The organism is Vibrio sp. STUT-A16, assembly GCF_026000495.1.
Classification (GTDB): domain Bacteria; phylum Pseudomonadota; class Gammaproteobacteria; order Enterobacterales; family Vibrionaceae; genus Vibrio; species Vibrio diabolicus.
The window spans coordinates 1,131,213-1,148,580 of the sequence record NZ_AP026766.1; the positions used below are offsets into that span (position 1 = coordinate 1,131,213).

Below are 17,368 nucleotides of genomic sequence, written 5' to 3' on the forward strand. Positions count from 1 at the left end.
TTATCAGGAGGACGAAGACGATGAGAATAAAGGATATTCTCGATAGCCGTTTGGTGCTGTCGTTCTGGTACAACCTAGACTACTGCTTGTCTCTTCTTAGTAAAATCTCTTCTCGTTGATTTCCTCAATGAAACTGCATTGAAAAGCATTTTATCTATTTGTTTTTTAGTCTTACGTGATAGCGCGTAGGACAATGCGTATAAGGAAATTAACAATGAAACGTATTCCAGAACCTTTCCGTATCAAAATGGTTGAGCCAATCAAAATGACCACTTTGGCAGACCGTGAAGTCGCGTTAAAAGAAGCGGGTTATAACCCATTTCTTCTTCGTAGTGATGATGTTTATATCGATTTGCTGACTGACTCTGGCACTGGTGCCATGAGCGATAATCAGTGGGCTGGCATCATGATGGGGGATGAATCCTATGCGGGTAGCCGAAATTACTACAACCTGTGTGATGCAGTAGAGCACTTCTTTGGTTACAAGCTCACCGTGCCTGCGCACCAAGGACGTGGTGCCGAGCAAATTTTGTTCCCAGCTTTGATTGAGCGTATGCGTCAGGTTCGTGGTGGTGAAACGCCAGTATTTATATCGAACTACCATTTTGATACCACCGCGGGTCACATCGAGCTCAATGGCGGTAAAGCGATTAACGTGGTAACGGAAGAAGCATTCGACACCACTACGCCTTATGATTGGAAGGGCAACTTTGATATCGATAAGCTGGTGGCAACAATTGAAGCGCACGGTTCACATAACATATGTGCGATTATCACCACGATTACTTGTAATAGCTCCGGTGGCCAGCCTGTGTCGATGGAAAACATGCGCAGCGTGTACGAAATCGCAACCAAGTACGATATTCCGGTGGTGATTGACTCGGCTCGTTACTGTGAGAACGCCTACTTTATTAAGCAGCGTGAAGAAGGGTACGAAGATAAATCGATTCTGGAAATCATTCGCGAGATGTATCAATACGGCGATATGCTCACCATGTCAGCTAAGAAAGACCCGATGGTAAACATTGGTGGCATGTGTTGTATTCGTGACCATAAGGAGTTGTTCCAGGCGGTGCAGACGCGCTGCGTACCCATGGAAGGATTTGTAACATACGGCGGCATGGCTGGGCGTGATATGGAAGCGCTCGCTCGCGGTTTGTATGAAGCGGCAGATGAAGATTTTCTTCACTACCGAATTAGCCAAGTTCAATACTTAGGTGAACGCTTACGTGAAGGCGGTATTCCGATTCAATACCCAACGGGAGGTCACGCGGTGTTTGTGGATGCCGCTAAGATTTTGCCACACATTCCAGCGGATCAGTTCCCTGCGCAGGTATTGTGTAATGCTTTGTACTTGGAGGCGGGTATTCGAGCAGTAGAGATAGGATCGTTGCTGCTTGGTCGAGATCCGGAAACGGGTAAACAAAAAGCGTCAGAGCTTGAGTTGATGCGTTTGACCATTCCACGTCGTGTCTATACAAACGATCATATGGATTACATTGCGGATGCGATTATCGAACTGAAAAATCGTGCACATGAGTTAAAAGGGCTCACTTTCGAGTACGAGCCACCAGTGCTGCGCCACTTTACTGCTCGGTTTAAAGAAATCGATTAATTAAGGTTTGAATATAGAAAAACAAAAGGCCGCGAGTTTCGCGGCCTTTTTCGATTTGTTTCTTAGCGTTACAGTTACGCCAACTCTAATGTAATGCGAACGAACTGATCGTCCTGGTACTGCACTTCATAATTGAATGTACCACTGGCGTAAATGCTGCCAAGGAAAAGTGAGCGTTGACTCATTGGTCCACGGAACAGCATCGAAATAGGAGCGATTAGGGCGTTATTATCATCGAAGTGCTGATTTAAGTTCTCAGAAAGCACACACAGCAAACAGCCGTGTTGGTCGTGAGATAAGTCGACGTCTTCCGGTCGAGATAATAATACGGTAGTCCCCAACTTCTTCTCAATCTCGTTAATCAACAGCAAGTAGCTATCTAGATCAGGTTGAGGGTTACTTGGTTTATCTGCACCCACGCAACGTTCGAGTAACGCTTCCAGATTTCCGTTCTCGCCTTTTGCCTGTTGAGTCAAAGACTTTAACGGCTTTTTAATCAGCTTATAGCGATTACTCTTCAGTTTTGGCTTCAGCCATTTCTGCAGTAAGTCGTTACGCTCTTTAAGGGAGAGACCATCTGAGGACGCGTGAATTTTAAAGTGCAGGTGCAATAAAGCGTGAACCGCAAGCTCACTCAGAAGTTGGTTAGCATCTGTAGACTGTCTTGCCTGCTTAGAACTTTGCATTACACTCGAACAAAATTAGGGAAGAAGGATAATGGTGCCGAGAGAGGGACTCGAACCCTCACACCAAAGGCACTAGCACCTCATGCTAGCGTGTCTACCAATTTCACCATCTCGGCATCATGATGCTCTGAATACTCAGAGGCCTCGAAAAGAAGCACCGCGAATTGTATAACCAAAATCCATCTGTTGGCGAGAGCAAAATGACGAATTTTGGATCTTTCGAGTTTGATTGCGTATTTATTGGTCACTTTTGCGTTTTTTACCATCAAAGTCTGTCCTTATGCCCTTACTTTTATTAACAGTATGACGACAAAAGAACGTTTTTGCCTAAATTTTGAACGCTTGAACGTTTGCGTAAATAAATGTGATGAATATCTCTTTTTGTTGGCTATACTTGCGTCCCGTTTAAGCGGGAATTAGGGTTTAGTTGTTCAGGACCCTTACCCATACAAGCCGTCACATGGAGCAGGCCAAGCAATACGCTCGCCAGCAGTGAATGACCCCACGGACCGGACCAGCTACGTTCAATTGCTTGTATAAGGTAAAAATAAGATGTCGAACTATTCGTTCTGTCTACATTCTGGATCTGAAGGCGAGTTATCACTCGCTGCGTTGTCCCTTTCTTCTGCCAATTCCTTTGGCTCTTTTTTCTTTTTCAACGTTCAGTAGGTCCAGCTCATGAGTGTTCTATTTAGTCTATTTGGTATTGTTGCACTGCTAGGTTGTGCTTTCCTACTTTCTGAGGGCCGTTCTTCCATTAATTGGAAAACCGTATCTCGCGCCTTGATGCTACAAATGGGATTTGCTGCCTTAGTGCTTTATTTCCCGTTAGGTCAGGCGGCGCTGGCGAGTTTAAGTAATGGTGTCGCGGGGCTACTCAGCTTTGCTGATGAGGGGATTAAATTCCTCTTTGGTGACCTCGCTTCTTCTGGCTTTATCTTCGCTATTCGTGTCCTTCCTATCATCATCTTCTTCAGTGCTCTTATCTCCGCCCTTTACTACTTGGGCATCATGCAAAAAGTGATTCAATTTATTGGCGGCGCTATCCAGAAGTTCTTGGGCACTAGCAAAGCAGAGTCTCTGGTTGCAACAGGCAACATTTTCTTATCTCAAGGCGAGTCCCCACTTCTTATTCGTCCATTTCTTTCGAACATGACTCGCTCTGAACTGTTTGCTGTGATGGCTGGTGGTATGGCTTCAGTGGCGGGTAGTGTGCTTGGTGGTTATGCCGGTTTAGGTGTCGACCTAAAATACTTGATTGCGGCAAGCTTTATGGCAGCTCCAGGTAGTTTGATGATGGCAAAAATCATTGTTCCTGAACGCCAAACGCCAAGCGATTACAACGATATTGAGCTAGATAAATCAGAAGAAAGCAACGTTATTGATGCGCTAGCAAGCGGTGCCATGGGCGGTATGAAAGTGGCCGTTGCTGTTGGTACCATGCTTATCGCTTTTGTTAGTGTTATCGCGATGGTGAACACGGGACTAGAAAACTTAGGTGACATACTTGGTTTCTCTGGTGTGACGCTACAAGCGATTTTTGGTTACTTGTTTGCACCTCTAGCGTGGTTGATTGGTGTGCCAAGCCACGAAATTCTTGCTGCGGGTTCATACATTGGTCAGAAAGTTGTGATGAACGAGTTTGTTGCGTTCATCGATTTTGTACAGCACAAAGCGACGCTGTCTGAGCATACTCAAGTCATCATCACTTTTGCGTTGTGTGGCTTTGCAAACATTGGTTCAATTGCTATTCAGCTGGGTTCTATCGGCGTGATGGCACCTGAGCGCCGCAAAGATGTAGCAAGTTTAGGCCTAAAAGCGGTTGCTGCTGGCACACTCGCTAACCTGATGAGTGCGTGTTTAGCGGGTATTTTCATCTCGCTCTAATTTAGATTGAAGATGCACACTAAAAAACCCGCCTAAATGGCGGGTTTTATTATTTCTAAGGCTTAGGTATTAAGCCGTAGGGTATTGATTTAAAAGCGTCAGGGTGCTCTTGATAAGTTGGCGCTTTATGTACCCCTTTCCAATCGAGCAGCATGATGGCTAGCACATTACGGTGCTCGCCGTACTTGAGATCAAAACTCCCATCGACCGATGGAATCATCCCTTTTTCAGCGTTGATTGCGTGACGAATAGCTTGGCGGGTTTTCTCGACGACCGGATCGTGATCCAAGCCTGCTAACAAAAACGAAATGCCGACTTCTGCAATCACGTCTTCTTTGGCGCGCAGTAGGATAGTGTCGATGTTGTTGCGAAAGTAATCATAAATCCATTGGTGTTTCTTTTCGCTTACTCGCTCCTGATAATACTGTGAATCGGCAAAGATGATGTGCGTCATCCCATAGAGTTTGTTCCAATACTGCTGAGCTGAAAGCATCTTATCTTTATCGTCGGGGTAGGTGTTACGGAAGGTTTGAGTGAATTCCTCAACCACATCTTGCTCGCCTAGCTGACGAAGCCAGTAGACTTGGTTTGCAAGCTGAGCTGCCCATGCTTCTATCATCTCTTTGTCCGTAACGTAACGCGAGAAATCGTAGCGCCTAATAATTTTTCTCAGCGTTTTGTCTTTCTTATGTTTCAGACCATATTCGTTTGCTCTTGCCATTGCGCCAAGCAAATCCACGCCAAGATAAAGATATTCAGGATGGTGCTTAGTGACGGTATAGCGTCGTTGCCCTCGCTCACTTTCTTTCTCTTGATACGCGGTCAGTCTTTGTGATGAATAAAGAATAATGTCTTCAGGTTCAACGACTTCATTAGCAAATCGGTTTAATCGGCTAGCTACTTGTGCCATGTCGGTCCAAACGGCAGCGTGATATTTCTCATCTAACGTCTGGCGGTACATGCGTAAGCCAAAGTGCCCCTCTTTAAACGCAGGTAAAGTGAACAGTCCCTGCTCGTAGGTACTACGAATCAACTGTGCTGATTGAGCATTATTTAGGAGCGGTATCTCTTCCTGTGATGCCTGAACAGCAAAGGTAAGTGAGCAAGAGAGTAAGACCGCTAAGCTAAGAGGTTTGATACGCATAAATCCATTCCCTATGAAGTCCTGAATCTAAACCTACCATCAATATTAATTAAGAATGTAAAAGCTGAGTCAATAGTTAAAAATCTGTCTAAAAGTCAGATTGATACGTTCAGCTTTGGTTTTCGCGGTTTTTGGTACACAGTGTTTCCAGTGATGTTGGAGCTCGCCAGCCATAACCAGTAAGGAGCCGTGAGAAAGCTCATATTCAATCTCAGTTTTACAATGTAAATTTCTGAGCAAAAATCGACGTGTTTCACCTAAATTCAAAGAGGCGATAACCGGGTTTCTACCTAGCTCTGGTTCATTGTCTTGGTGCCAGCCCATCGAATCTTGGCCGTGTCGGTATAGGTTGGCAAGTACAGAGTTGAAGGCTACATCCGCAATCGTCTCACAGCGCACTTTGAGCTGAATTAACTCAGGAGTCCAAGGGTGAGGCTGCATGGTTAAGCCTGAGTAAGTATATGCTGCATCACCGTGCCACGCTTGTAAACGAGGTTGAAGTACTGACTTGCCGAACATGGTAATGCGCTCTTGATGCCATGGCAGTATTTCCAGAAGTTGGTCAAAGTAGTGATCCGCTTCTAGATGGCTAAGAAAGTAAGGATCGTAATAGAGTTTACCCCTTTCTACTTCTTGCCACTGAGTACCGCCAAATAAATCGCCTTGTTGATGCATCATCTCATACCTAAAACATAAAAAATTTTAATCACTGTTACCTTTCCGATTGGGATTGGTTATTCTTGTGATAATAAGAATTTTAACAATAAATAAAAATCTCGTAACGATATACGAGTTGTGGGGAGAAAATGCGTTATTTACCCAGAAAGCGATACTATTTTGCATTGTTCTTCCTCTGTTTTTTCGCTTTATGCGTTGGGGTTATTGAGCTGTTGCATCGAAATCAGCAAGAGCTTCACCAAGAGCGAGTTCAAGTTGAGGCCAAAGAACAACTTTCCACCCTCCGTTCCAATTTGGAAGCGGTACTTATGGCGGATATCTATAAAGCCAGTACCTTGGCGACACTCATTACTTTACTGCCTAAAAACCAAGAAGACGAATTGAACATTGCGGCTCACCGCATCCTGAGCAAAAGCAAACATATTACGATCATTGGCATTGCGAAGAATGATGTTATCAGTCATATATTTCCCCGCCAAGGTAATGAGCGTTTAATCGGCCTCGATTACCGAACGGTGCCACAGCAGTGGGTACAGGTGCAAAAAGCTAAGGATATACAAGAAATATTTATAGCAGGGCCTGTCAACTTGATTCAAGGCGGCAAAGGCTTGATCGTGCGGGTTCCGGTTTTTCTTGATCCACCGTTGAACCAGGATTATTGGGGGGTGATCAGTGCGGTGATTAATTTTGATGCTCTGATGCGAGAAACTGGCGTGATCGATTTCTCTTATCGCTACCCTTTGATGATTCGTGGTTACGACAGTGGCGGTGCTTTTGGTGACGTTTTCTTTGGCGCACTGAGTGAAACCAAAAGGCCATACGCGAAAGAAATGGTTCATTTTCCTTATGGTGGGTGGAGTATGGTGGTTTTCTCCGGAGACAAACTCGACCATAAAATTCCTTGGCATCAGCTTTATTTAGCAAGGCTCATCGGTTATCCCATTGTTTTTGCACTGAGCCTCGCGCTTATAGCGATTTATCGCTTGTACACCATTGCGGATGATAGAGCACTGCATGATGAACTGACGCACTTACCAAACCGTCGCTATTTTATGAAGTTTTACAAGCAGCAGTTTGAAATAGCGAAACGTTACAAAAAGCGTTACAGCTTCGCCTTAATCAATATAGATCTGGATAGGTTTAAACATATTAACGATACCTATGGTCATGACGCAGGCGACAAGGTCTTAGTCGCTACGGCTGAAAGAGTGAGAAGCTCTCTGCGTAAATCAGATATAGTGGCCCGAATGGGAGGTGATGAGTTTTTAGTTGTCGTTCATAACCCTGGGACGGAAGAAAATGTTCAGTCTCTGCTACAAAAGCTCAGGTTAGCTTTATGTTCGACGCCCGTGATTTACGATGAAGCGCTCATTTACCTGAGAACCAGCATTGGGTACGCGATATTTGATCCGGACATGTCATCTCCAGAGCAAATGATGAAAATAGCCGATGAGAGAATGTATCAACAAAAACATGGCGGATGAACCTGAGCCCAGTTTCAATCAGGGCTTTGGAGCAGTGGTAAGGTTAAGAATCCGAAATCTCACCATCATTTGGGTATAAGAATATATGGCTTTACATGTCAATAGACTCTTTGCTGAGAGAGTCATTATTAGCAGTGCATAAAGTGGCATATTTGCATATTGTTGCATTTTGCAAATGCAGTTTGCGAAATTTATGGTTAATAAAGCAACGATATGCATCTGGATCTATTAAAAAACGGCCTTTTTAAAGTTGGCACGCATCGTGCTTTATCTAGAGTGACCCTTATTAAGCCGAGGGTCACCTAGCCAACTGACGTTGTTAGTGAATACACATTGTTCACAAGTAAATACCGCCAATCACGATTATTGTGATTGGCGTTTTTTCTTTCTAGAGACCAATAATATTCACATCGTCACCTGTCTCATCAGCTTCTCCGCACTTACTGTAACAACTAGGCTGCCTTGGACAAACGGCCCCTCTTGAGCAGATTAGCCTAGCTTGGGTTTGAATACCTCGTTCTATCCAATTGATGTTTAATATCTTAGCGATGGTTGTTAAGTCTTTTTTGATGTGGGGAGGAATGACACTACTTCCGCCGGAAGCGACACAAAGTGACTTCAGCTCTTCCGCAATAGAAACCGCATCACCACCTTGTGCAGAAATCGCAGGGTTTAAATCTATCCCCGCGCACAACACTCGGTTGTTCCCCGCAGGGTCAAATACGTTGACTGATTCACAACAGTAAATACGTGGCTCGTCGCCCACATTCAAAATCGAAATTTGCGCTGAACTGGTATCCAAAGGTTGGGCTAGACGTCTAAATACGGCCCAGTGTTGGCAAGGATCGTTCACTTTGCGCATATTGCCCCAAGGAAGCGGGATGCCATTTCCACGATATACCGCTTTCAACTTGCCCGGACCATAGGCATCAAAGTAGTGCCAATGAGGGTACGGAGAAACCACGGTCATACGACGCATCGCAACGGAAGGAGAAACGCCGGCCTTTTTGTGAACATCAATTTCGTAACCGGAACGGTCAAGCAACTGACGAAATGGTACTTTGGGGCAAAGCAGGGCACCAGCAAAAAAGCTGGACTCAAAATCGCGCCAAGCTTGTAGGATATCTTGCGAGTTGAGCTCAGAGTTGGAAACTGGGCTGTCCATTTGCTCCCAGTTGTTTTGATGCCCAATAGATAAAACGTTATTCATTGCATCACTGCTATGGAGCACGCGATGGCCGATGTATACCGCCAAGTCATATTTCAATCGGGTTGGGTAGTCACGCATTCGTTTATTGAGATAAATGGTGCCAGGTGGTTCCATGAAAGACGTAATCAACTGTTTGGCGCTGACGCCCAGTTCATCAATCACATCCTGTGGTGCTCGGTCTACCCAGCGAATATCCAACCCCATGTTTTTCGCAATATCTATCAGATCTTCTACCGATAGATTCAGGCGTTTCAAGCCGACCTCTTCGGCTGCGCGTTCTAAATCAGGAAAATGGTTTTGATGGTTCTCTTGGTGCGCACGGATCAACAAGTGGGCGAATTGACGTCCAGTAATACCCGTTTGAGACAACATCTCTGGAATCGCGATTTGGAGAATATCATTGGAGAACAAAAAGCTCGGCTCCAATGCCATACCGTTGATACCGCCACGATTCCCTTTGTTGGGGGTAATGGCCTCTAATTCCGGTTCATCATCTAAAAACCACGCAGGATCTTTTTGAAAAACTTCCGCGATTACTTCGAGCATATCAATACTCGGAACGCGTTTTCCGCGCTCTATCATCGAAAGGTAAGATACCGACGGTGCGTACTCAGGATTGATCCTTACACAGCGTGCAGATAAATCCTCCATAGTTAAATGGTTGTTTTTCCTTAGGTTGCGAATTTTCGTACCTAGAAAATGGGACTGACGAATAAGGCTTTTTGACACAGACATTTTGTAAAATTCACATTGTAAAATTTTTGTTGTGAAATTGTAGTAAATATTTCGCTAGTCTACATAATAAGCAGGCAAGGAAATTAACCATCAACTTCACAGAATTGCCTGAAACTTAAACGAAGGAATTAAGTTTTTACTCTAGGACGAGTTTTTTAAGTGCGAGGATATGACGATGAATATGCTGAACTTCGATAAAAAAGAGATGCAACAACAACAACGCCCATTTATCGCTGAAGCTGTATTTGCCGTCGAAGCGGTAAGTGCTGAGCAGCAGAGCGAGAAGCAAGTAAAAGCGAAGCAACTACTAGACCGCATGTTCCCATTGGAGAACGGGTCGCACCAAGATGTATCAAGTTACGTAATTGATTACCACCATGTATTGGCTTACTTCAAAGACGGCACACACAGCGGCCTGAAAAGCCCAAAACACTTTGTGGCGTATACGGGTGAGAAAGAAGATCCAAAATCGATCTTGTTTAAAGACGATTCAGGTAACCACGTAGAAGTGCTATTTGGCTGTCATAAAGGCACCGGTTGTGTGGAGTTGATGGATATTGATGACATTCAACTGGAAACACGCACTACGTTTAATCCTGAACTAACGGGTAATGCGCCGACGGCGATGCGCCACTGGATCAGCTTAATCAAAGGCGACAAAAAAGGTAAGCCGATGGCATGTAGTGAAGATAAAGAATACACTGCGAAAAACGGTGACGACTATATTCTAAGCTACTGCTACAGTGTCGATTAAGATGTGAAGCGCCAGATAAATAGACCCCGCACTCAATAGTGCGGGTTTTTTATTCTATTTCGAAAAAGTCGGTCCTATTAACCAAGCTTACATAACAAATTGATTTAAATGGGCATTACGCGGTTACGACCGAGTTGTTTTGCCTCATAAAGTTGCTTATCGGCTTTATTGACCAGAGCTTCAGGTGTATCACCCACCTCATATTCTGCTACCCCAAAAGAAGCGGTAATGCTGTGAACTTGTGTACCAGAACGCTTATCTCTGATGCGCAGTTTTTCTATCATGCGGCGTAGGGTGTCTGCATATTGGCGAGCAATTCGCAGAGATTTATTGGGCACAATTAAAGCGAACTCTTCACCACCAAAACGATACGCGCATATTCCATCTCGACAGCTTTGTTGTAGTCGACGGGCAATGGCTTTTAGTACCGTATCGCCGAAAAGGTGGCCATAATTGTCGTTAAATGACTTGAAATGGTCGATATCAAGCATGATCAAGGTCATTGCTTGATTTGATGCGATAAGCGAAGACAGATCTTTATCAAAAGCTCGACGGTTGTAAAGGTTGGATAGGCCATCAAACAATGCGTCTTGCTGTACTTCAGCCAGCTGATTTTTGAGGCGAGAAATTTCTTCACTCGCATTAGTTAATTGGCTATTCAAAAACTTTGTCGAGTGACGAATTTCGTGTGACTCTGCGACAAGTTGACGAATCACCACCATCACTTCTTCAATACTTAAGCTGTTGTCTTCAACTTTTTCTAGCTTATTAAAACTTTTGTCTACCATTTCAGAAAAGGAAGAAGTATCTGAAAGTGTATCGCTCATCGAGCTGGACACTTCATGCAGCAGAACTTCTACATTGGTTCTAAGATCTTCAAGGCTAGTTTCTGCTTTACTGGCAACATAGTTGTTATAAAGCTGTTTATTGGTTGCAGGCGGGCAGATACCGTAGTTTTCTAACACCGTATCCAACTCAAAGTTGAGTTCAGGAATGGTCTTGTCAACGTAGGTATACCAAAGCGCATAGTTGGCTGGCGTGGCAGCAACATGATTTTTGATCATTAGTGGGACCGCTTTTTTCAAATTAGCGGTCGATTTTTTAAACTCGTCGGTCATTTCTGCGATGGTACTAGCAAAATGGAATTGGACTTAGATTAACGGATATTAACCAATATCGCTTTAATTTTTATCATTTTTGCATGGTTTATATAAAAAATGAGTGATTAAGACCGTTATCAATATCGCCAAATTTTAATTTTATAAAATCTTAGTATGAAACATGCGCGAACGATGTTTTGGTGTTAAGAGCTCTAAGATGACCAGCCAATTGGTTTAGTGAGATTGTCAGTAACCTAATGATCGTAAAGCTCTATTGCCCGTACAACAACGAGTGGAATAAAAGACTTAGCGCTTAGGCTATTTGCAACAAGAACGCGGGACTCCGAGTTTACAAAAAACGAGTTTACAAAAAGAGGGTGCGACTTGGATAAGAAAATAGGACTGTATTGGTTCACTAATGACCTGCGTTTGCATGACAACCCGCTGTTGATAGACGCTTATGCAGAAATGGATGAGTTAATTTGTTTGTATTGTCGCCCCTCGGTGACACCTTACTTGCAGCATTTTGCGCAGGAGACCTCTTTAGGGCGTGCGAAATTGCAGTTTCTCGAGGCATCGCTTAATGAACTTAATCAATCTTTAGCTAAATTGGGGCAACGATTATGGACGGTGGAACTGACGCCTTATCAAGCGATCAAATATGCCATCAGTCATTTCGGTATCACTCATATTTATGCTGATGCGTTTGCTGGTTCGGATGAGCAACAGGCACTAGAGCGTGCAATTAAAGGCACTCCCCATGTGAACATCAAACAGCAAGCGATCCGCACTTTGTTGTGCGAAGAACAGTTACCATTTGAATTAAGGCAACTGCCTGCGACCTTCACGAAATTTAGAAAGCAGGTCGCAGGTTTAGACCTCTCTCAGCCTTACGAGAGCGTTCATGTTTTACCGCCAGTACCTTCAGGTACGAATTTTCCTACCGCCACGACATATTACTTTGACACCAAACCAGCATTTGATGGCGGAGAACTGAGCGGTCTTGAACATTGTCGACGCTATTTTGCTTCAAGTTTAGCGAGCGAATATAAACAGACGCGCAATGGGCTTGATGGGGTGGAGTATTCAACTAAATTTTCACCTTGGTTAGCTCATGGTTGCGTCTCTCCTACAATCATTTATGCCATGCTCAAACAATATGAGCGGAAGAACGGAGCAAATGATTCAACCTATTGGATCTATTTCGAGTTGTTGTGGCGGGAATACTTTTATTGGTACGCGAGAAAGTATCAACAGAAGTTGTTTCGATTTGGCGGTATCGCCAACCAGCCACCACTGACCAGTTTTTATGCGCAACGCTTTAAGCAGTGGAAGAAAGGCGAGACACCTTTTCCAATAGTTAACGCATGTATGCATCAGCTTAATAAAACGGGTTATATGTCTAACCGAGGGCGCCAACTGGTCGCGAGCTGTCTGGTTCATGAACTCGGACTCGACTGGCGCTACGGTGCTGCTTATTTTGAAACTCAGTTGATTGATTACGATGTCGGCTCTAATTGGGGCAACTGGCAGTATTTAGCTGGTGTTGGCGCTGACCCACGTGGCTCACGTCAGTTTAATCTAGAAAAGCAGACACAAACTTATGATCCAGATTTTTCATTTATCGACAAATGGCAGGGGAGATGCGTAGGCGTACATCTTGATAGTGTCGATATGGTGGATTGGCCGATTGCGCCAAAAAAAGAGAGCGGGAGATAACCAATGCATTACGAGACGGTTCGGCTCATTCTTGGTGACCAACTTAATAGCGAGCATTCGTGGTTTCAACGTGTAGACGACTCGGTGCTTTACCTTGTTGCTGAGTTGAAACAAGAAAATACTTACGTTACGCATCACATTCAAAAGGTGTGTGCTTTTTTCTCTGCGATGGCGAATTTTGCTAACGAGCTGCAGGAAGAAGGGCATCAAGTTTTACACCTCACGTTGGATGACACACAATCTTTCGAGGATCTTGCGCAAGTCTTACAACACTACGTGAGTGAAGTTGGTGCAAGTAAGTTTGAATATCAACGCCCCGACGAATACCGTTTACTAGAGCAGTTAGCCAAACTAAAGCTTGATGGGGTCGTGATGCGTAGCGTCGATTCGGAACACTTTTTGTTACCGTTTGAGGAAATAGAATCGCAGTTTCCTCAAGGTAAACACATCATGATGGAGCACTTTTATCGCCGTATGCGTAAGCGCTTCGACATCTTGATGCAAGACGGTAAGCCTATGGGTGGAAAGTGGAACTACGACGCCAATAACCGAAATAAACTTAAAGCAAAAGACATTGAACAGCTGCCAAAGCCATTAATGTTCAGTCATGACGTCAGTGATATTGTTGAGCGCTTAGGTCGGCACAACATTCAAACCATAGGTAAATTAAATGGTGATTTAATTTGGCCAGTAAATCGCTCTCAAAGCTTGTCTTTACTTGCGCATTTTTGTCAGGTCTGTTTGCCACTGTTTGGTCGTTTTCAAGACGCCATGACAGGTCAGCACGAGGCTAAATGGAGCTTGTATCACAGCCGGATTTCGTTCTCGCTGAACAGCAAGCTGCTGCATCCGAGAGAGGTGATTGACGCTTCACTTAAGGCATTTCATGCCAATGCCGACATAGACATTTCTCAGGTAGAAGGTTTTATTCGTCAGATCTTGGGATGGCGAGAGTACATCAGAGGCGTTTATTGGGCGAACATGCCTCATTACCCGAAAAAGAATGAACTGGAAGCGGGTAGAAAGCTGCCAGACTTCTTCTGGAACGGCGAAACCAAAATGGCCTGTATGCGAAACGCGATTGGCCAGTCTCTTGATTACGCTTACGCGCACCACATTCAGCGCTTGATGGTAACCGGTAACTTTTGTTTATTAACCGAGATCGACCCAGACCAAGTGGATGAATGGTATCTCGGTATCTACGTTGATGCGATTGAATGGGTAGAAATGCCCAATACGCGCGGTATGGCACTGTTTGCAGATGGTGGGATTGTTGGCACCAAACCGTATGCGGCGAGTGGCTCTTACATCAACAAAATGAGCGATTACTGTAAAGGATGTCACTACGATAACAAAGCACGCAGTGGTGAAGGTTCATGTCCGTTCAACAGCTTATATTGGCGCTTTATGAATAAACACGACAAACGCTTAGCAACGAATCCACGTGTAGGGATGATTTTCCGATCTTGGGACAATATGGAAGAGCAGCAACGCCAAGCGATATTAGATACCGCTGAGCACTATATGGAAAACTTGGAGAGCTTGTAATGGACATACTGATCGTTGGTGGAAATGGCGGCATTGGATTGGCGATGGTTCAACAAGCGCTAGTTCGCTTTCCTCAAGCTCGCGTGCATGCCACTTATCGTAAGCATCAACCAGACTGGCAACACCCAAATGTAGCTTGGCATCAAGTGGATGTATCGCAGGACGAGCAGGTGACAGCGTTCAGTGAACAAATTGAACATGTTGATTGGTTGGTGAACTGCGTTGGTATGTTGCACACCCAAGATAAAGGTCCTGAGAAAAATCTTAGCTCGCTCGACGCAGACTTTTTTCAGCAAACCATCATGGTTAATACTTTGCCGAGTTTACTGTTGGCGAAATATTTCACGCCCAAGTTAAAATGCAGTGCCAACCCTAAGTTTGCGACCATTTCGGCCAAAGTTGGCAGTATTAGTGATAATCACTTAGGCGGTTGGTACAGCTATCGTGCATCGAAAGCCGCGTTAAATATGTTCCTCAAAACCATGTCGATTGAATGGCGGAGAATGGTCAAACACGGGACTGTACTCGCTCTTCACCCAGGCACAACAGATACGGCTTTGTCGGCACCTTTTCAAGCGAATGTACCTGAAGGAAAGCTGTTTAGCCCAGAGCGTGTCGCGCGAGACTTATGGGGATTGATTGACAAAGCTACCCCGCAGGATAGTGGGGCATTTTGGGCTTATGATGGTGCCTTGTTACCTTGGTGAAGCGCAGCTTGGTCTGGGCAAAGTAACCTTGGAAAATAAGGCTAGCAGTGCGGCATAAAGTTTTTGTGGTTCTAACTTTTGACTGATTTGTTTCTTCGGCAGCGCTCAGAACAGTAAACGACTTCGTCCCAATTTCTTGCCCATTTCTTTCTCCAAGAAAATGGGCGATGGCAAACAGAGCAGATTTTGGTTGGTAATTGTGTTTTAAAACCTTTCATCTGGTCCTCCCCATTCGCCATCGTATGCCCTTGAAGTTGAATGAATACGAACTATTTATCAAAGAGATACAGATACTCTTCATACCCCTGCGTTTTCATTTCACTTACAGGTACAAATTTCATTGCCGCAGAGTTCATGCAGTAGCGTAATCCTGTTGGCTTCGGACCGTCTTTAAAAACATGACCAAGGTGAGAATCGCCAAACTTACTGCGAACTTCCGTTCTTGGATAAATCAGCTTGTAATCGGTTTTTTCAACGATGTAACCTGGGTTGATTGGCTTAGTGAAACTTGGCCAACCCGTCCCCGATTTGTATTTATCGGTAGAAGAAAACAACGGCTCACCAGTTACGATATCAACGTAAATCCCCGCTTCTTTGTTGTCCCAATATTCGTTGTCGAACGGACGTTCGGTGCCTTCTTCTTGTGTTACGTAGTATTGCAACTCCGTTAAGTTTGATTTGATCTCGGACTTAGCAGGCTTACTGTACTCTTTCACTTTTGATAGCAACTTTTTTTCTTCGATCAACTGACGAAGCGTTTTTGGGGTCTCTTTACGATCATCACCAAATACTTCATCCAAGTATTTATCTCGACCAGACGCATAGCGGTAATACTTATACTTTAAGCTGCTCTTTTTGTAGTAGTCTTGGTGATACTCTTCTGCGGGATAAAACTTTTCAAACTCGATCAATTCTGTTTTCAACGGTTTTGGATAGATCATCGCCTTGTCGATTTCCATTATAAACTGTTCTGCGATCTGCTTTTGCTCAGCGTTATGATAGAAAATAGCAGGGCGATACTGTGGGCCACGGTCGACAAAAGAGCCTTTATCGTCAGTAGGATCGATATGACGGAAAAAGTAGTCCAACACTTGCTCGTAACTAACCACTTTAGGATCGTACTTAACTTCGATCACTTCTATGTGACCGGATTTACCTGATGAAACTTGGCGATAAGTTGGGTTTTCAACATGACCACCAGAATAGCCTGATACGACATCGACTACGCCAGTCAACTGTTCCAAATCCGATTCTGTACACCAGAAACAGCCGCCAGCTAGTGTGGCGATTTCTGCATTCTCTGAAGCCTTCATCTTATCCATCGTATCGGCGGTGCCTGTTTTACTCAAAAGTAGAAACAAGACAGGAAGTGCGAAAGAGAATCCGACCAATAACTTAGATATATTCTTCATAGCTACCTCAACGTTGTTTTCCGTAGAAAGTGTGACTGAAATAAAAAGTGTTACGTATAGAGAAAGGCAACCGAGCGAAAAAATTACAGCAATGTTGAAAATTCCGTTGCCCTTTTATGCGAGAAAGCTAAAGTATCGACACGAAATACACCGCTTGATAGGGCAACGATGTCTTCAACGAGCGATGCTAAATGAGGTAAATCATGCAAGCAGAAGTTAAATGGGTAGAAGATTTTAAATTCCTTGGGCAATCTCAGTCGGGTCACTCCGTAGTGATGGATGGCAATGGCGGTGCAACGGCACCAAGCCCAATGGAAATGGTACTAATGGCCGCTGGTGGCTGTAGCTCTGTCGATGTTGTCGACGGTTTGAAAACGGCAGGACAAAAGGTCTTGTCTGTTAATGCCAAGCTAACCACAGAGCGTCGTGAAACCGCACCACGTATCTTTACGCAAGTGAATATCCACTTTGAAGTGTCAGGTGATGAGCTTGACCCAGAAGTCGTAGCAAAAGTGGCGGCTGACTCGCTAGAAAAATACTGCTCGGTTTGCTTAATGCTAGGTGAAGGTGTTGAGATGACCCACAGCTGGGAAATCGTGTAAGTCGACAGGCTCCACAAAATATAAAAACAGGAAAGAGAAAAGTGCAGGCTTTTCTCTTTTTTTATTCCGCAATTCACGTACCGTGTG

The 17,368-nt window shown here is 44.4% G+C and carries 15 protein-coding genes and 1 tRNA gene; 8 read left to right on the forward strand and 8 right to left on the reverse strand.

Going from position 1 to position 17,368, the window contains the following annotated elements; translation table 11 throughout:
• Window positions 1-214: 214 nt before the first annotated feature.
• Window positions 215-1,615, forward strand: coding sequence for a tryptophanase (locus OO778_RS21580; RefSeq protein ID WP_053808157.1), 1,401 nt, complete (start codon window positions 215-217; stop codon window positions 1,613-1,615).
• 74 nt (window positions 1,616-1,689) lie between these two features.
• Here OO778_RS21580 and OO778_RS21585 read toward each other — a convergent pair whose 3' ends face one another.
• A complete protein-coding gene (locus OO778_RS21585) occupies window positions 1,690-2,301 on the reverse strand; it encodes a DUF2913 family protein (RefSeq protein WP_005393639.1) in 612 nt (203 codons plus the stop codon).
• Between the two features lie 32 nt (window positions 2,302-2,333).
• Window positions 2,334-2,417: transfer RNA gene (locus OO778_RS21590), tRNA-Leu, on the reverse strand.
• Window positions 2,418-2,979: 562 nt separating this feature from the next.
• On the opposite strand from OO778_RS21590, the gene OO778_RS21595 reads away from it, so the two are divergent.
• Complete coding sequence (locus OO778_RS21595) at window positions 2,980-4,188, forward strand: NupC/NupG family nucleoside CNT transporter (RefSeq protein WP_005393641.1); 1,209 nt, start codon at window positions 2,980-2,982, stop codon at window positions 4,186-4,188.
• A 55-nt stretch (window positions 4,189-4,243) separates the two neighbouring features.
• Here the strand turns inward: OO778_RS21595 and OO778_RS21600 are convergent, their stop codons facing one another.
• Both OO778_RS21600 and OO778_RS21605 read right to left on the reverse strand, forming a co-directional pair.
• On the reverse strand, window positions 4,244-5,332 hold the full coding sequence (locus OO778_RS21600; RefSeq protein ID WP_074189743.1) for a DUF3541 domain-containing protein: 1,089 nt from the start codon (window positions 5,330-5,332) through the stop codon (window positions 4,244-4,246).
• 69 nt (window positions 5,333-5,401) lie between these two features.
• Complete coding sequence (locus OO778_RS21605; protein WP_104970278.1) at window positions 5,402-6,007, reverse strand: alpha-ketoglutarate-dependent dioxygenase AlkB; 606 nt, start codon at window positions 6,005-6,007, stop codon at window positions 5,402-5,404.
• 131 nt (window positions 6,008-6,138) lie between these two features.
• Between OO778_RS21605 and OO778_RS21610 the strand changes: the two genes are divergently transcribed.
• On the forward strand, window positions 6,139-7,494 hold the full coding sequence (locus OO778_RS21610) for a diguanylate cyclase (RefSeq protein ID WP_074189745.1): 1,356 nt from the start codon (window positions 6,139-6,141) through the stop codon (window positions 7,492-7,494).
• Window positions 7,495-7,882: 388 nt separating this feature from the next.
• On the opposite strand, the gene OO778_RS21615 is transcribed toward OO778_RS21610, so the two are convergent.
• Window positions 7,883-9,439, reverse strand: coding sequence for a DUF3612 domain-containing protein (locus OO778_RS21615; RefSeq protein ID WP_074189746.1), 1,557 nt, complete (start codon window positions 9,437-9,439; stop codon window positions 7,883-7,885).
• Window positions 9,440-9,614: 175 nt separating this feature from the next.
• On the opposite strand from OO778_RS21615, the gene OO778_RS21620 reads away from it, so the two are divergent.
• Window positions 9,615-10,193 (forward strand): malate synthase, encoded by a 579-nt coding sequence (locus tag OO778_RS21620; RefSeq protein WP_074189747.1) that lies wholly within the window; start codon window positions 9,615-9,617, stop codon window positions 10,191-10,193.
• A gap of 104 nt (window positions 10,194-10,297) precedes the next feature.
• Here OO778_RS21620 and OO778_RS21625 read toward each other — a convergent pair whose 3' ends face one another.
• On the reverse strand, window positions 10,298-11,311 hold the full coding sequence (locus OO778_RS21625; RefSeq protein WP_005393654.1) for a GGDEF domain-containing protein: 1,014 nt from the start codon (window positions 11,309-11,311) through the stop codon (window positions 10,298-10,300).
• 366 nt (window positions 11,312-11,677) lie between these two features.
• Between OO778_RS21625 and OO778_RS21630 the strand changes: the two genes are divergently transcribed.
• The 3 genes from OO778_RS21630 to OO778_RS21640 are packed head-to-tail and all read left to right on the forward strand — an operon-like array spanning window position 11,678 to window position 15,267.
• Window positions 11,678-13,012 carry a DASH family cryptochrome gene (locus OO778_RS21630; RefSeq protein WP_074189748.1) on the forward strand — a complete coding sequence of 445 codons (1,335 nt, stop codon included), beginning with the start codon at window positions 11,678-11,680 and terminating at the stop codon, window positions 13,010-13,012.
• 3 nt (window positions 13,013-13,015) lie between these two features.
• Window positions 13,016-14,560: a cryptochrome/photolyase family protein gene (locus OO778_RS21635; protein WP_074189749.1), complete on the forward strand. Its 1,545-nt coding sequence runs from the start codon at window positions 13,016-13,018 to the stop codon at window positions 14,558-14,560.
• Entirely contained in the window at window positions 14,560-15,267 is a 708-nt protein-coding gene (locus tag OO778_RS21640) for an SDR family oxidoreductase (RefSeq protein WP_074189750.1), read from the forward strand. Before OO778_RS21635 ends, OO778_RS21640 begins: the two co-directional genes overlap by 1 nt.
• Window positions 15,268-15,338: 71 nt before the next feature.
• On the opposite strand, the gene OO778_RS21645 is transcribed toward OO778_RS21640, so the two are convergent.
• Both OO778_RS21645 and msrB read right to left on the reverse strand, forming a co-directional pair.
• The gene (locus tag OO778_RS21645; RefSeq protein ID WP_074189751.1) at window positions 15,339-15,485 is read right to left on the reverse strand and encodes a DUF2256 domain-containing protein; all 147 of its coding nucleotides are present in this window, start codon (window positions 15,483-15,485) and stop codon (window positions 15,339-15,341) included.
• A gap of 51 nt (window positions 15,486-15,536) precedes the next feature.
• Window positions 15,537-16,679, reverse strand: a complete 1,143-nt coding sequence (gene msrB / locus OO778_RS21650; protein ID WP_047007986.1) for a peptide-methionine (R)-S-oxide reductase MsrB — start codon at window positions 16,677-16,679, stop codon at window positions 15,537-15,539.
• A 203-nt stretch (window positions 16,680-16,882) separates the two neighbouring features.
• Here msrB and OO778_RS21655 point away from each other — a divergent pair, with 203 nt between their 5' ends.
• Window positions 16,883-17,281: an OsmC family protein gene (locus OO778_RS21655; protein ID WP_005393675.1), complete on the forward strand. Its 399-nt coding sequence runs from the start codon at window positions 16,883-16,885 to the stop codon at window positions 17,279-17,281.
• Window positions 17,282-17,368 lie beyond the last annotated feature (87 nt).

What these genes read in the sequence shown, in the direction of transcription:
- OO778_RS21580 (WP_053808157.1), top strand. Translation starts at nt 215, where the DNA reads ATGAAACGTATTCCAGAACCTTTCCGTATCAAAATGGTTGAGCCAATC.
- OO778_RS21585 (WP_005393639.1), bottom strand. Translation starts at nt 2,301, where the DNA reads ATGCAAAGTTCTAAGCAGGCAAGACAGTCTACAGATGCTAACCAACTT.
- OO778_RS21595 (WP_005393641.1), top strand. Translation starts at nt 2,980, where the DNA reads ATGAGTGTTCTATTTAGTCTATTTGGTATTGTTGCACTGCTAGGTTGT.
- OO778_RS21600 (WP_074189743.1), bottom strand. Translation starts at nt 5,332, where the DNA reads ATGCGTATCAAACCTCTTAGCTTAGCGGTCTTACTCTCTTGCTCACTT.
- OO778_RS21605 (WP_104970278.1), bottom strand. Translation starts at nt 6,007, where the DNA reads ATGCATCAACAAGGCGATTTATTTGGCGGTACTCAGTGGCAAGAAGTA.
- OO778_RS21610 (WP_074189745.1), top strand. Translation starts at nt 6,139, where the DNA reads ATGCGTTATTTACCCAGAAAGCGATACTATTTTGCATTGTTCTTCCTC.
- OO778_RS21615 (WP_074189746.1), bottom strand. Translation starts at nt 9,439, where the DNA reads ATGTCTGTGTCAAAAAGCCTTATTCGTCAGTCCCATTTTCTAGGTACG.
- OO778_RS21620 (WP_074189747.1), top strand. Translation starts at nt 9,615, where the DNA reads ATGAATATGCTGAACTTCGATAAAAAAGAGATGCAACAACAACAACGC.
- OO778_RS21625 (WP_005393654.1), bottom strand. Translation starts at nt 11,311, where the DNA reads ATGACCGACGAGTTTAAAAAATCGACCGCTAATTTGAAAAAAGCGGTC.
- OO778_RS21635 (WP_074189749.1), top strand. Translation starts at nt 13,016, where the DNA reads ATGCATTACGAGACGGTTCGGCTCATTCTTGGTGACCAACTTAATAGC.
- OO778_RS21640 (WP_074189750.1), top strand. Translation starts at nt 14,560, where the DNA reads ATGGACATACTGATCGTTGGTGGAAATGGCGGCATTGGATTGGCGATG.
- OO778_RS21645 (WP_074189751.1), bottom strand. Translation starts at nt 15,485, where the DNA reads ATGAAAGGTTTTAAAACACAATTACCAACCAAAATCTGCTCTGTTTGC.
- msrB (WP_047007986.1), bottom strand. Translation starts at nt 16,679, where the DNA reads ATGAAGAATATATCTAAGTTATTGGTCGGATTCTCTTTCGCACTTCCT.
- OO778_RS21655 (WP_005393675.1), top strand. Translation starts at nt 16,883, where the DNA reads ATGCAAGCAGAAGTTAAATGGGTAGAAGATTTTAAATTCCTTGGGCAA.